Below are 15,021 nucleotides of genomic sequence, written 5' to 3'. Positions count from 1 at the left end.
GGTGAGTAGTGTTTACCGATATCAGGAACGCAGAAATAATGAGGTTTTTCAGGTATTGAAAAACCTTATTTTATATTCGCTACAGTTGGTGAATATGTATGTCAGAATGATTATTGTATTTCTAACAGTTCCACTTCGAAGAATTAGCATGGACAGGCATGTTTTATTTCGGTGAGTCGTGTCAAGCAAGATTGTCGTGCACAGGCATGTATAGTCAGATCATCGCAAGATAAAATTAGAAGAAAAAATTAGCATGGACAGGCATGTTTTAATTGGGTGAGTAGTGTTTACCGATATCAGGAACGCAGAAATAATGAGGTTTTTCAGGTATTGAAAAACCTTATTTTATATTTGCTACAGTTGGTGAATATGTATGTCAGAATGATTATTGTATTTCTAACAGTTCCACTTCGAAAATGAGCAAAGAGCCCGGTGTTATTTTTCCGGTAGCACGGTCACCATAGGCTAAATCAGCAGGTATGAAAAACTTAAACTTATCTCCAACCACCATCAATTGAACACCCTCGGTCCAACCTGGAATAACTTGGTTCAATGGAAAACTGATAGGTTCGCCTCGGTCAACTGAGCTATCAAACACACTGCCATCTATTAACATGCCGTGGTAGTGTACTTTAACAGTTGAGTTGGCTTTTGGATGTTCGTCACCATTACCTTTTTGCAATATTTGATATTGCAGCCCTGAGGCTGTTTCCACAACATCTTGGTTAGTTTTGTTGTTAACCAAAAATTCTTTTCCCACAGCAATATTTTCAATTGCTAACTTTTTATTATTTGAATTTCTATTGAAGTAGAATATTGCAATTGCAATGACCACAGCTAAAACAATAAATTTCATCACTTTTCCTATTTATTTTGATTAATTAATGTAAATGCCTAACAAGGTTTTTTTCTAAGTTAGTTGCCCGCCAATTCCTTCAGAATAATACTCCAATGATCTAATCCATCATAAAATGCTTTGATGGGCAGCCGTTCATTAAGGCCATGGGCATACATGTCGTCTGGATTGATAAATGCACTGGATATCGCCCATGTTGGAATCCCAGCTTTACGAAAATGCTTACCATCGGTGCCGCCTGATTCCATATAAGCGATGATATCTAGGTTGGGATACCTTAGATGTACGGCTTTGGCAATGGCAGACATTACGTCTTCTCGTAACTCGGAAATGGGGCTTTCAACCGGTTCATCTAGCGTGACAATCTCAATTTCATCGTTATCGACCACTTTTTGTAAGGTTTGTTTAATTTTTTCTACGGAAACCCCAGGAAAAACGCGACAATTCACAGTTGCAGTTGCGGATTGAGGTAGGGCATTTTCAGCGTGTCCAGCATTTAACATAGTCGCAACGCATGTGGTACGTGTTGTACCTACATAAGATGATTCTATCTGTAAGCGGTCAGAGGCTTGCTTATCGGTAGGATCTTTAGCAAAAGCGATCATCGCCTCACCCAATTCGCCGCCAAATTGATGCCCTGAGACTTTAAAAAACTTACGGGTCATATCACTCCACATGACAGGAAAGTGGTAGTCTTTGATATTTAATAAGGCGCTAGATAGTTCATAAATTGCATTATCAGTGCGTGGTCTTGAACTGTGCCCACCTTTATTGCGCAATGTCAGCTCAAAGCTCACGTAAGTTTTTTCTGCAGCCTGAACAAGATACGCGATGGCATTACCATTTTCATCCAAGTCACCACCACCGGCATCCGAATTTAATGCGAATTCAGCCGTTGCTAATTCAGGACGTTCATTGGCTAACATACGGGTTGTGACCATGCCAGTTTCTTCATCACCCGAAAAAACCAGATAGAGTTCTCTATTAGGAACAAACCCTTGCTTTTTTAAACGTATAAACGTTGATGAAAGCATGGCAATCCCAAACTTATTATCAATGCTACCCCGTCCATAAAAGTTTTTGTCATCTTGGGTCAGTTCAAATGGTGGTCGTTGCCAATCTTTTGCCAAGGCTTCTACTACATCCATGTGACCTAACAACAAAATAGGCTGCTTGTCACTTAAACCATTTGTTGGATAACGCACAATTAAGGAAGCCGTTTCTCCGCTAGGAATAATCTGAATGTCGTCGTTACTAAACCCTACCGCTTTAAATTCACTTGCCAAATATGCCGCCATTTTGGGCACATTTCCTTTGCCGGCTACCGTGGGGATACCGATAATCGTTCTATAAATTTCCAAAGATTTCTTCGCATGTTCGGAATTTTTTAAATCGTTTGCCAGTGCCGATGCGGTCGATATTAGCAAGATGCAAAATACTAAAGCATTTTTCATTGGTTAGCTCTTTATTTAAATTAAGTAGGTCGTCTAGATTAACGGCAACGAAGGGTAAATGCATTCATCCCTTTAACTTTATTTATACTGGACTCTATTTAATTGCTATCAGGAGTATATTTAAACGGCTTTTCTAGACGATTTTAGTATTTATTCCTATACTCATTTTAACATCGGCAGGATTCTGATTAGGTTATAACTGAGGGATATAGGTCCATTCTAGACCTACTAATAATAGATATGATGAACGGTCGGCATCATGCCACAAAATCAAGCAAAGACTCCACTGCGGGCGAAACTAAAAACGCTCGAGCGAATTCTGCGCTATCTAAAATAGCAGAACAAAAACCTCCTGAACTGAATCAACATTGGCAGCAACTGACGATGTCTGCAGCAAGTAGCGCGAGCCAATACATACAAAGGAAATGCAACGGTTGTGCGAGCTCCCAAACACCCTGCGATGATCCTATTGATTCTTTTATGCAACCTAAGCTCAATATTGGTATGCCTAATGACCATTTTGAACAACAAGCTGATTTAGTTGCTGAAAAAGTAATCTCTGGTAGTCACGATGCAATTATGCCGAGCAAGGTACTTGCTAAACCTGTACAAACTAGTTTAAAAAATACCGCGACAGATCCAGTCAATATGCACACTAATATTGAAAGTCAACTGAAGACTCACAACTCTAAATCTCCAGGTAGGCCAATTAACAAAGAGATTAAAGATAAAATTGAACCGGTTATTGGAGCTGATTTAAGTCAGGTGAGGGTGCATTCCGATTCAAAAAGCCATCAAATGGCAGCCTCAATCAATGCAAAAGCGTTTACCCTTAAAAATAATATCTATTTAGGAGCGCAGCAAAGCTCAACTGATTTAGGCCTCATTGCACATGAGGCAACCCATACGGTTCAACAAAGCAGATACACAAATAGAATTCAACGGATATCTGATGACTATTTAAATTTTAATGCCCCACCACAATCGTTAGCCATTGAAGTCATTGCAACTGATATTTCTGCTTGGGACGATGAACGCAAAATAGCGGCGATAAAGCAATTACTTAATACTTGGTGGGTCACACCTTCAGAAGAAAATGCGTTAGAGCGTCTCTGGTCTAGCTTTGGCGAGCGTTTCCCGCAAATGGTTAATCTCCATATCACTCTTTTTCGGAAAAGTTATGAAGCAGGATTGGCTATTACTGACATGCAATTACCGGTAGTACAGAACTTTTTAAATCAGTTCAGACGTGCTGCTGTTGAATTCGTCCTCAACATTCTAGAGCTCAGCAAAATCAATGTGAATAATGAACGGATACGCTATGGTCTAGTCAATGTTACTCCAAACCCCGTTTCTTTAAGCATTATGGTTGACTCACCTGAAACCCAAGCGCTTAGATTAGCCGCATCGCAGTTATCAGACCGCCGGGCACACATTAATCGCTTATCGGCTGAGCGAGGAAGTTTAGAGCAGCATGGTACAGGGGGGAATGCAATAGGTGGGAGAATCGTGTATGACATGATTCGCAATCCTGACCGACATGAGGCTTTGGGGAGGCAAATTAGTGAACAACAAGAAGTACTTAATGCTCTACAATCTGTCCACCAACAGAACTTTCCTATTCTAGCCGCTTATGCAGAACCAGGTTACGGCAATGACAATGCATTAAGGGCGATTGCATCAAATGATGATATTCCCTTAGATAGCATGATGTCACCAGTGGCCCAACAAGTTGGCGAAACGATATTTGAGACCCTTGAAAATATAGCTGAAACGAGAGAGCGCATACTTGATGACAATGATGTTATTTGGGAGTTGCCCCGTATTATTGATTGGACAAAGCGTGAACTTGGTTATGAAGATGGTGGACTACAATCTGAATTGGTCAACGCTATGCGCGCCCAAACTGAAGAAGACCAAGCTTTTATAGACATGGCACTTGGGGTGCTCGCCTTGGGTTTTGGATTGCTTGCTGCGATTCCTACTGGCGGCAGTAGCTTAGTTGCAGGTATTGCAGTTGTGGGGGCAGGGGCTAGTTTAGCGGTTAATACAGCGATCGCCCTTCGTAGTCTAGATCAATATCAATTGGATGTCGCCGCCTCTGGTAGTCATTTCGAAAAAGCCCAAGCCGTATCAGCAGCTGATCCGTCGTTACTATGGGTGGCCGTTGATATTGTCGGCGCGGGTCTTGAGCTTCCTGCAGCTAGGCAAGTATTTCGTGGAGCTGCATCGAGTATTCGACGGGCGATGAATAGTGCATCTGATGAAGCACTAGATGTAATGGAAAATAGAATTATCCAACTTGTTGAGCAATCAGCCAGTGCTGAGCCTGGAGGTGATGCAACCCGAGCTATGGCTGAAAGTATCGCTCGCGGTATCCGCCAGAAGGTGACTCAATCTCAGAATGCACAATCGGCGTTACACCGGGTTCAGTCACAAATTGACGAGGTCACGTCGAGTCTGCGAAACGGGACTGATGATTTAATTGAGCAAGCACGTTTAATCAGTGAAATAGAAAATGGTGCGCATCATTTAAAAGCTGCTGGCAACGGCATGCTCATTCGCTGTAGTGATCAATGTACACTTATTCGGTCTTTTTATCGTCAAGAGTTAGCGGAGCATAGTGGTTTATTGGCTCGCTTAGATGCTGTTGAGTCCGCAGCGCGTAGGGCACCTGAAAGTCCAGCTTGGCGGCAACAGGCCCGCGATTTAGTTGCTGAACTCAAACAACAGCGTGCTCGGCCAATACGTGCGGCTTTATCTGATAGTGCAGATCTAGATAGGTTACTAGCCAGAGAATTAGCACCTGAATTGTCTGATAGAGTTTTGCAGTCTTTGTCTGATGTCGTTGCCAGTGGTGATTTTAACTCTGAAATGTTTCAACGGATGGTAACTGTTATTGCTGGCACCGAAGAAGGTTTGCTGCGTCAACTGTTGCAGACACAAGTGCGTATCAACTTAAATACGGCCGGTGATAGGCGTGTTTTTCACTTATTCGAATCTGTTCACTGGGACACACTTGGATCTCATGAACAAATAAATATGTTAGAAGCTCAAGCTCGAGGTTATCGAGTTTCAATGGGCGCGACTCGTCGAATAGACACAGGCGCCAGTGGGCGCCTTATTGATGAGGCACAACAGCTTGGCTCTGCAAATACTAATATTCTAATTGGCGATGGTGTGAATCGGCAGGGGTATGAATCCATACTTCCTACGCGTTCAGAAATAGCCGGTTTGAGCGATGATGCCAGTGATTTTGCTTTGTCTATTCGGCAACAAGCAGATGAGGCAGCTATACAAGCTCAGGCGGCTGTAATGAGAGGCGATGTTGATGCAACGGAATTAGCCTCTCATGCGGCTGAGTTAGGCCGTCGAGCAGATTTGGCTGCTAATGATCCTATGAATCAATTATCTCGACTATTGAGTGATATGTTTGCTGAGCGACTACATGCTTCTGGAGCTGGGTTTGGGATTGAGTTGCGCACAGGCATCGCCTACGGCCCTGAAGTGGTTAATCAAATTTACCAAAATCAAGGTATCGAAAGATTAATTCGTGAGCTACATCAAATGCGTGCACCTGGCACTCGATTCCGTGTTCATCTCGATTTAAGTTTGACTCCTCATAACGGTTTTGACGTATTGGAGCGCATTACTTATCGTGTTGAAATGGTAGAAGAAATGGCTGGTGGCGGATTGACTGAATTACGACCTATGTTCGAAGCCAGCATTACGATACCTCAAACTGAAATTAGAAGTTCTTCACATATCCATAGGGGAGGACGAAATATTGGTATTGAAGGAATAGAGTTAGATGTTGAAACACAGTTTGGTGCATTGGCCGAACATTTTAATTTAGGCCATTTACCTGATTTACCCAGTGTCGGATACGCGGATGATTTAACTGGAGCAGGCCAATTACATGATATTGATTTAGTAGAGCTTGCTGGAGGAGAGTTAGGCGGTTTAGTTCTGGATCGTCGTAGTTTTCGACATGTTTCAATGGATGGGGTGAGTTTAAGGGACGCGCAGTTAAGGCATTCAGATTTTTACAATGTTGATTTGAGCTACACAGATTTACGTGGTGCAGATTTAACCGGTGCTAATCTGCAAGGTGCGACAATTGACGTTTCGCGTCTTGATATTAGTACAACGCTGCCAGATGGCACACCTTATTTATCACCAATTGACTTAACTCGATATACAGATCCTTCACATCCTAACTTTTTTCAGCCAAATTAACTAACGACCTCTAACCCAATTTGCGGCTAATTGAGATCCTGAAGCTATCGTTAAATAAGCTATTTTCGACACCGAGTTTGATATCAAAAGTGCTAAAGTCAAAATTGAAATGAAAATATCCATCGTCACAGGTGGAGGAAGTGGTATTGGTTTGGCCGTTTGTAAGGCCTTGGCAGCAGATGGTCATAAAGTCATAGTGGTTGATTTATCAGCGTCTGCGAGTGAGGAGGTTGCCCAGGAAATTCTATCGGAGGGGGGAGACGCACACGCCATAGCATTAGATGTTTCAGACCACAAACAGGTCAAACACGCTTTTGAGCAAGTAGCCCAGCAATACGGCAGCATTGATGTGTTGGTCAATAATGCAGGTATTGGCTCAATTGGGACCTTAGAAGAAACTACTGAAAGTGAATTAGACAAAGTGTATCAGGTGAATGTTAAAGGTGTATACAATTGTGCATTCGCAACCATTTCTCAGATGAAAAAACAGCAGTCAGGTGTCATTGTTAATATGGCGTCTATTGCCTCGAGTGTAGGTATTCCAGATAGGTTTGCATATTCAATGAGTAAAGGCGCAGTGTTAACCATGACTTACTCGATTGCTAAAGACTATGTTGAAGAGGGCATTCGTTGTAACTGTGTAGCCCCTGCACGTGTGCATACTCCATTTGTTGATAACTATTTAGAAAAGAATTATCCAGAAAACAAACAGGAAATGTTTCAGAAACTATCTAAAACTCAGCCAATAGGTCGGATGGCTAAGCCCGTGGAAATTGCCCAATTGGTAAAGTATTTATGTTCAGATGATGCCAGCTTTATCACTGGAAGTAATTTTCCAATAGACGGTGGTTTTGTCACTATTAACAACTAACAGGAATTAATAATGAAATTATTGCGATTTGGTCTTAAAGGGCAAGAAGCGCCAGGAATTTTAGATACCAACAATGAAATTCGTGACTTGTCATCTGTCGTAGATGATATTGATGGAGCGACTCTACAACCTGAAATGTTAGAAAAAATCAGAAAAGTTGATTTAACCACTTTACCTAAAGCTAATTCTGATGTGCGTCTGGGGGCTTGTGTCAACCGGGTTGGTAAGTTTATTTGCATCGGTCTTAACTATGCAGATCATGCCGCTGAATCTAAAATGCCGATTCCCACAGAACCAGAAGTATTTTCAAAATTTACTAGCGCTATAACGGGCCCAAATGATGACATCATCAAACCTAAAAATAGTGATAAATTAGACTGGGAAGTTGAGCTAGCTATCGTAATTGGTAAGAAAGCGTCCTACGTACCTGAAAGCGAAGCAGCAGATCATATTGCCGGTTATTGTATCTGTAATGACGTTTCTGAAAGAACGTTCCAGCTAGAACGTGGCAATCAGTGGGATAAAGGAAAAGGCTGTGATTCATTTGGTCCTATTGGCCCTTATTTGGTTACCAGCGATGATGTTACCGATCCACATAACTTAGCTATGTGGCTTGAGGTAAATGGAAAACGTTTCCAAGACGGTAATACTAAAACGATGATTTTTAAACCCGCTTTTATCGTCAGCTATCTTAGTCAGTTTTGCACATTAGAGCCAGGTGATGTTATTTCAACAGGCACACCTCCAGGAGTTGGTCTGGGGCAAAATCCACCATTATATTTAAATGTAGGCGACAAGATTACACTGGGAATTGAAGGCCTAGGAAAGCAATCGCAAACGGTTATTGAGTGCAACTAGTTAATGTCTGAACTTGAAAAAGCAGGCTAAAAAAAGCGAAACCGAGAATATTTAATAAATCTTAAAACTGAACTCTTGCTGAACATCTTGATGTGAGGGTTTTCCGTACTTGCATCTGCGTTAAACTTGTTTGGCGCAGATGGCACTTCGCTCCAGTGTAACGATCAAAAATACCTTTAGTCTCTAAATAAAAACTGTATATAACCACTTTAGTTAGCAAGTAGTGATTTTACCCTATCAAAGGTATAAACTATTCGATAAATAATTATCTGGAAATATCATGCCTTATCACTTAGCCCAACTGAATATCGGTAAAGCTCGAGACAGCATGGACAGCACAGTGATGAAAGAGTTTGCCGATGGTCTTGAGCCTATCAATTTGTTAGCAGAGCAATCCGCTGGATTCGTTTGGCGGTTAAAAGATGATAGTGGTAATGCGACGAATATACATTATTTTGATGATCCAAATATGTTGGTCAATTTATCCGTTTGGGAAGATGTAGAGAGTTTACAAGATTTTATGTTTAAAACTCATCATATGGATTTCCTTAAGCAGCGTAAAAAGTGGTTTCAGCCTGAACGCTCAGATACCTATGTGCTGTGGTGGATTCCAGCTGGTCATTTACCTGAAATTCCAGAAGCGTTAGCGCGTTTAACTCAATTGCGAGAGCAGGGCATTAGTTCCTCCGCTTTTACTTTTTCAAAGATTTTTCCTAAACCAACGGAATAATGCTAGTCATGAAAATTTTATATGAAGACTCGATGCCCTATGCCGAGCACTTTTTCTCACCCCTTGGTGATATTCAGTCATTCTCAAGTCAAACCTTAACACCAGAAGATCTTAAGGATATTGACGTTTTACTTGTTCGCTCAACAACTAAAGTAACCGAGCAATTACTCAGCAAAGCACAAAAACTGAAATATGTGGCCACTGCAACAGCGGGTTCTGATCATATTAACAAAACCATGTTGGCTGAAAAATCGATACCTTGGGGCAGTGCAGCAGGTTGCAATGCAATCGCTGTGGCCGAATATGTATTGAGTTGTTTGGTAAACGAATATGCAGATAACCTAACCGCTTTGGCTGATAAAACGGTTGGTATCGTTGGAGCGGGGCATGTAGGCACGCAGTTAGATAAACGTTTACAAGTGCTGGGTATAAACACTAAGTTATGTGACCCTCCATTACAAAAAGCAGGGGATACTAGACGTTTTTATTCCTTCGATGAGATTTGTCAATGCGACATTATCAGCCTGCACGTTCCTTTTGTTGCTGAAGGAGACGATGTAACCCATCACATGTTTGATCTTAAGCGCTTGTCCGAGTTACAAGACTCTCAATTATTAATCAATGCTTGTCGTGGTGAGGTCATTGATAACCAAGCCGCAAAAAGCCTATTACAAAGTGGTAAAGGCTTACGTCTAAATATGGATGTATGGGAAAATGAACCGGGGATTGATTTTGACTTGGTTCCCTACAGCCGCATTGCTACAGCCCACATTGCTGGACATACTATTGAAGGTAAAGCCAGAGGTACCTACATGCTGTATGAACAGTTGTGTAAACGATTTGACCTACCGCAAAAATTAAATTTTGAAAGTTGTCTGCCAGCGGCTGAAACGATTGAAATTAGAGACCTTTGTGATAAAACCAAATTTGAGCAAGTCAGCGCTGCAATTCTTAGCACTTACGATGTTAAAATGGATAGTGACTCGTTCAAACAAGGTGTCAAATCAGCCGCAGACTTCGTTTATAGCCGAAAACACTATGCTATAAGAAGAGAATTTGCATCTGTAACCTTAAAAACTGGAAATTTAGACATTTCCGAGGCACTCTACGGCCTTGGTTTTAATACCATTGAAGAGTAAGCTGCGTGTTTGTTCACGATTCGCTTAATTTGATTATATTTTTTGGAGTAATGCACTAATGTCTCGCGCTTTTGATGTTGCTGTTTTAGGGGCAACTGGTTTAGTTGGTCAACACATGATTGAAATTCTCGAACAACGAGATTTTCCGGTTAATAAATTGTATCCATTGGCGAGCAGTCGCTCCGCGGGTGGTAAAGTGACCTTCAAGGGCAAAGAGATTACCGTGTTAGATGCAGATACATTCGACTGGTCGAGTGTTCAACTTGGTTTCTTCTCTGCTGGTGGCAGTGTTTCCGAAATTTTTGCACCTAAAGCGGCTGAAGCTGGCTGTGTGGTTATCGACAACACGTCGCATTTTCGCTACGAACCCGATATTCCATTGGTAGTACCTGAAGTGAACCCTCATGCATTGGCCGATTTTAGAAACCGCAATATTATTGCTAATCCTAATTGTTCAACTATTCAAATGATGGTGGCATTAAAGCCAATACAAGATGCCGTTGGCATAGCTCGTATTAACGTGGCCACTTATCAATCTGTTTCTGGTGCCGGTAAGTCAGCTATGGAAGAATTAGCTAAACAAACTACCGATCTGCTAAGCGGCAGAGAAATAACACCTAAAGCCTTTAGTCGTCAAATCGCATTTAATGTAATCCCTCAAATTGATGTATTCATGGACAATGACTACACCAAAGAAGAAATGAAAATGGTCTGGGAAACGCAAAAAATAATGGGCGATGATTCTATTTTGGTCAACGCAACTGCGGTACGAGTACCTGTATTCTTTGGTCATGGTGAAGCTATACATTTAGAAACCCATTCACCTTTGGATGCTGAAGATGCTAAAAGACTATTAGCTGAAGCGCCTGGTGTGAAATTGATGGAGAATCCAGAAGACTTCCCAACTCAAGTTGGCGATGCTAGTGGCCATGATGAAACATTCGTTGGTCGAGTAAGAAACGATATCTCTCATCCAAATGGCTTAAACATGTGGGTAGTGTCTGACAACGTAAGAAAAGGCGCTGCATTAAACAGTGTTCAGATAGCCGAAGTACTTGTCCGAGATTACATGTAATAAGATTAATATTGATGAAAGGTCAGACTGACGTCTGGCCTTTTTTTTGATTTATTTTTAGTAATCAACCGCTATGCCGATAACCAAAAGTAAGTATCTAGAAAAATGGCAAGTTTGGGTTGTTAAAACAGCAAAAAACAGCGATGTGGCGCTTAATTTTCTATCTATGTAGATCATCCATCTTATGTGGTTTATATTTGTATTAATCGATATTTATTGATCACTATTTTTGAATCAACTTAGTATGGAATGAGTTTTGCTTGATACTCATTTTATAGAGCTCTAATTTTAACTGCACAGTAATAAAGGTTGATTAGAGATAAAACTTCACAATTAGTTTTTATGGAATTGTTCACATCTAGGTGAGCAAAAAATAATAATTATTACAGGGCGACGACTTAATTATATGAATGTGCGACAGGTAGCGTTTTTACTATTTGCCAGCGTAGGACTTTGGTCTATTAGCGCCACTACTGATGCCCAACAATTACAAATTAGAGGGCCCAAAAGTAACACTGCAGAGCTCTCTGGAACTACCTATGGTCCAGTGGTACCTGAAGATACGTTATGGCGAATCGCCAGTAGGTACCGTCAGAATAAGAACCTTTCTGTATACCAAGTTATGCAGGCGATTTATCAGCTCAACCCTGATGCCTTTGAAGATCAAAACTTCAACCACCTAGTTGATGGCAGTATCCTGCAACTCCCTTCTGAACGTTATGTGGCGAGAATAGACCCTAAAGTTGCTCAGATGAAAGCCGAGCAAGACGATAGCGCATGGCAAGCTTTCAGCAAAGGTGAAACCGATAAAGTCGTGGTTCGAAGTTCAAAAGAAGCAGCCAGTAAAGATGACTTATCGGAAACCAAACAGGTTATAGAAGATAAATTAAGTGCTCTTGATGCGGAACAAAATCGCCAGTTTACGGCAATTCGGCAGCAATTTGCCGAATCAATTGAAAGCGTGCAAAGCTTACTTAATGAAAACCGCAAACTAGTTGAGCGTTTAGATACAGTCGATACCGAAATTAGCAGTTTGCGTGGGCGTGTTGATGAAGAATTACAAGTCCAAATGGACCAGATGCTGGCATTGCAAAACGAACTCTTAGCGATTTCCCGTGAAGCAGAAAACCAGCGTAAAGCTGAGCTGGAAAAAAATAGTTTCGCTTGGCTAACCGACCCGTTGTTTTTAATTTTTCTTTCAGTACTTTTGACCATTAGTTTACTCGGCGCATTGGCAATGTGGTTAATTCGTCGCAAGCGCACTGAAGCTGAAACTGACGCCATACTAGATGAAAATCACGCTGCGATATTGGAGCAAAGTGATGAAATGGATGATCTGGCTGATGCCCTAACCAATGAATTAAGCGAAGAACTAGATGATAGCGACGATGACGACTTATTTGGCGATGACGATCTCTTAGATGATGTTTTGGCCGAAGAGTTAGAAGAGTCTTTAGATGCAGACAGTGACGACAATTTCGAAGCCTTTGATGATTTGGATGATGAAAGTCTAGATCCAGTGATAGAAGAGTCGACCGATGATGTTGCAAAGGAAGACAACCCGCTTGAAGACGATCTAGATAATTTATTTGATGAAGAAGAAGACTTACTTGCTGATATTGGTGATGAATTAGGCGAAAGCGACAGTTTAGCAGAAGCAAAAAGCGATGACGTGCTAGCTGATGATGAATTGGATTTGTCGGAATCTAACCTTGATGTCAGTGCTGATGACGAGTTAAGCGAAGAAATAGCTGATTTAGATATTGATACGCCAGAAAACGACGTTGAGCAAATCGATTCAGATTCCAAAGCTGCAGATCTGGATGCGGAATCAAGCCCTTCAATTTCAGCCCCAGACATTGATGATGAGCCCGACAAACCAGAAATCAGTATCGATGAATTGCTCGAACAGCCACTAGCAGAAGAAGATGGCGATTCAATTATTTCTGATAACTCAGATTTAATGAATGAGGAAATGCTGCAGAGTATTGATAAAGAAATTCATCAACAGAATGCCCAACTGGATAATATTACTGATGAGTTGCTCAATGAAATAGAGCAACTGGAGCAAATGGGCGGGATGCTCGAGGAACAGCCAGAAACGCCTGCGGATGACGAGTCGATTGAAAGTCAGATGGGAATTCAGGAATTAGATTCACTGTCGGAGATCATTGAAGATGACGATGATATCAGCGTTGATGTTGACAATGGTGAAGAGCTTGATATTGCGGATGAGCTGTTTGATGCGATCGAAGATAGTGAAACAGAAGCTGATGTTGACAGCGAAATTGAAACCTCTGCAGAGGTTCAACCTACAGAAGACCTAGATGCAGGTATATCCAACGACAATCAAATCGATGAAAATCAAAATATTGTTGATGTTGATGACATCGACGATTTACTAAATCAACAAAGTGTTGATAACAGCAGTGTAGAATCTCTGTCTGCAGACGAACTTTTAGCCGAAATTGAAGCTGATAAACAACAACCTGCGGACGAAGCCGTCATACCTGAAACCGATGCTCAAGGCCAGTCTGAAGAGCCTGTTGTTGAGCAGTCTCAACAAGATATAAATGTAAAAAGTGAAGACGTAGAGCAAGTTCAAGATGTCGAACAAGTTCAAGATATCGAACAAGTTCAAGATATCGAACAAGTTCAAGATATCGAACAAGTTCAAGATATCGAGGAAGCTTTAGATGTTGTAGAAGAACAACAAGACCTTGAAGAGACAGAGCACGCTGAAGAAGATTTAACTGCCGAACAAAGTAGCGAGAGCGATACCGACATAAATAAAGCTGAAAATCACGGCATCGAAGATCTCGACAAGGCGCTAGATGAATTTGAGCAAGAAGTGGTATCTGAAGCCACAAGTTTTGATGTTGAGTTAGATGATGAAACCTTAAGCTCCGCAAGCGAAGATCTGGATGATATGCAATTAGAGCAGATTATCCCGCCAGAGAAAGATGACGATATAGAGAAAGTATTATCGGGTTTTGATGAAGAGATCCCAAGTATTGATGATATTGATAGTTTGACGGGTGAGGATTCGGATGGTTTTGATGATGCCGATTTAGACGAAGCTCTCAAAGCATTTGATGAAGGCTATCTAGACGAGCAAGACACCCAGACGGAAAAACAACCATCTGAAAAGCGTGAAAATGTAGAGTTAGATGATTTACCAGGGTTAGGTGATTGGTTGTCCTCTGATGATGCAGAAGAAACGAACTCCCTTGATGAGCTAGAGAATACAAGCTTTGATGAGTTGCTCGATAGTCTTGATTCAAGCGAAATGGACGCACCGGAAAATTCACCGATTGTTGATAAAGATCCATTAGCCAACATTGATAGTGGTTTGGATTTCGACGCACTTCTAAATGATATAGATGATGCACCAGGGCAAACCAAAGAAACAGTAACTGAGGAAAAATCAGAAGACGATTTTCTAGATGTGGATGATTTAATCAACGAAAGTATCGAGGCCGAAGGGACCCTTGATATTGACAAGGAACTAAATCTTGCTGCAGCCTTCGAATCTTACGAAGGTTTTGGTGAAGCCGACGAAGTGGATGTTGACTCAGACAACGGCATTGGTGCTAAGTTAGATTTGGCCCAAGCCTATTTGGAAACTGACGATATTGACTCAGCTAAAGAGTTGTTGGAAGAAGTATTACAAAAAGGAGACCAAACACAGCAAGAGGAAGCTAAAGAGCTACTGGAAAAACTTGCTTAAAGTCTTCACCAAGTGAATTATTGGCCTTGTTGACGAACTGACGTATTGGTTATTAAGACAACGACGGTA

At 41.4% G+C, this 15,021-nt stretch carries 9 protein-coding genes; 7 read left to right on the top strand and 2 right to left on the bottom strand.

Going from position 1 to position 15,021, the window contains the following annotated elements; translation table 11 throughout:
• Window positions 1-385 precede the first annotated feature (385 nt).
• Both Q4567_RS09905 and Q4567_RS09900 read right to left on the bottom strand, forming a co-directional pair.
• Window positions 386-856 carry an FKBP-type peptidyl-prolyl cis-trans isomerase gene (locus tag Q4567_RS09905; RefSeq protein WP_216050215.1) on the bottom strand — a complete coding sequence of 157 codons (471 nt, stop codon included), beginning with the start codon at window positions 854-856 and terminating at the stop codon, window positions 386-388.
• Between the two features lie 59 nt (window positions 857-915).
• Complete coding sequence (locus Q4567_RS09900) at window positions 916-2,310, bottom strand: M20/M25/M40 family metallo-hydrolase (RefSeq protein WP_303500247.1); 1,395 nt, start codon at window positions 2,308-2,310, stop codon at window positions 916-918.
• A 240-nt stretch (window positions 2,311-2,550) separates the two neighbouring features.
• Between Q4567_RS09900 and Q4567_RS09895 the strand changes: the two genes are divergently transcribed.
• The 7 genes from Q4567_RS09895 (at window position 2,551) to Q4567_RS09865 (ending at window position 14,952) form a co-directional block, all read left to right on the top strand.
• Window positions 2,551-6,549 (top strand): DUF4157 domain-containing protein, encoded by a 3,999-nt coding sequence (locus Q4567_RS09895; RefSeq protein WP_303500246.1) that lies wholly within the window; start codon window positions 2,551-2,553, stop codon window positions 6,547-6,549.
• A gap of 109 nt (window positions 6,550-6,658) precedes the next feature.
• Window positions 6,659-7,420, top strand: a complete 762-nt coding sequence (locus Q4567_RS09890; protein WP_303500245.1) for an SDR family NAD(P)-dependent oxidoreductase — start codon at window positions 6,659-6,661, stop codon at window positions 7,418-7,420.
• Between the two features lie 12 nt (window positions 7,421-7,432).
• Window positions 7,433-8,278: a fumarylacetoacetate hydrolase family protein gene (locus tag Q4567_RS09885; protein ID WP_216050218.1), complete on the top strand. Its 846-nt coding sequence runs from the start codon at window positions 7,433-7,435 to the stop codon at window positions 8,276-8,278.
• A gap of 280 nt (window positions 8,279-8,558) precedes the next feature.
• Window positions 8,559-9,008: a DUF3291 domain-containing protein gene (locus Q4567_RS09880; protein WP_216050219.1), complete on the top strand. Its 450-nt coding sequence runs from the start codon at window positions 8,559-8,561 to the stop codon at window positions 9,006-9,008.
• A gap of 8 nt (window positions 9,009-9,016) precedes the next feature.
• The gene (locus Q4567_RS09875; RefSeq protein WP_216050220.1) at window positions 9,017-10,147 is read left to right on the top strand and encodes a 4-phosphoerythronate dehydrogenase; all 1,131 of its coding nucleotides are present in this window, start codon (window positions 9,017-9,019) and stop codon (window positions 10,145-10,147) included.
• A 58-nt stretch (window positions 10,148-10,205) separates the two neighbouring features.
• Entirely contained in the window at window positions 10,206-11,222 is a 1,017-nt protein-coding gene (locus Q4567_RS09870; protein WP_216050221.1) for an aspartate-semialdehyde dehydrogenase, read from the top strand.
• A 406-nt stretch (window positions 11,223-11,628) separates the two neighbouring features.
• Entirely contained in the window at window positions 11,629-14,952 is a 3,324-nt protein-coding gene (locus tag Q4567_RS09865) for a FimV/HubP family polar landmark protein (RefSeq protein WP_303500244.1), read from the top strand.
• Window positions 14,953-15,021: the final 69 nt, after the last annotated feature.

This window comes from Aliiglaciecola sp. 2_MG-2023 (assembly GCF_030548145.1).
Lineage (GTDB): Bacteria > Pseudomonadota > Gammaproteobacteria > Enterobacterales > Alteromonadaceae > Aliiglaciecola > Aliiglaciecola lipolytica_A.
The sequence above is the reverse complement of the archived record's forward strand: the minus strand, read 5'-3'. Positions and strand labels throughout refer to the sequence as shown.

What these genes read in the sequence shown, in the direction of transcription:
- Q4567_RS09895 (WP_303500246.1), top strand. Translation starts at nt 2,551, where the DNA reads ATGATGAACGGTCGGCATCATGCCACAAAATCAAGCAAAGACTCCACT.
- Q4567_RS09865 (WP_303500244.1), top strand. Translation starts at nt 11,629, where the DNA reads ATGAATGTGCGACAGGTAGCGTTTTTACTATTTGCCAGCGTAGGACTT.
- Q4567_RS09880 (WP_216050219.1), top strand. Translation starts at nt 8,559, where the DNA reads ATGCCTTATCACTTAGCCCAACTGAATATCGGTAAAGCTCGAGACAGC.
- Q4567_RS09890 (WP_303500245.1), top strand. Translation starts at nt 6,659, where the DNA reads ATGAAAATATCCATCGTCACAGGTGGAGGAAGTGGTATTGGTTTGGCC.
- Q4567_RS09900 (WP_303500247.1), bottom strand. Translation starts at nt 2,310, where the DNA reads ATGAAAAATGCTTTAGTATTTTGCATCTTGCTAATATCGACCGCATCG.
- Q4567_RS09875 (WP_216050220.1), top strand. Translation starts at nt 9,017, where the DNA reads ATGAAAATTTTATATGAAGACTCGATGCCCTATGCCGAGCACTTTTTC.
- Q4567_RS09870 (WP_216050221.1), top strand. Translation starts at nt 10,206, where the DNA reads ATGTCTCGCGCTTTTGATGTTGCTGTTTTAGGGGCAACTGGTTTAGTT.
- Q4567_RS09905 (WP_216050215.1), bottom strand. Translation starts at nt 856, where the DNA reads ATGAAATTTATTGTTTTAGCTGTGGTCATTGCAATTGCAATATTCTAC.
- Q4567_RS09885 (WP_216050218.1), top strand. Translation starts at nt 7,433, where the DNA reads ATGAAATTATTGCGATTTGGTCTTAAAGGGCAAGAAGCGCCAGGAATT.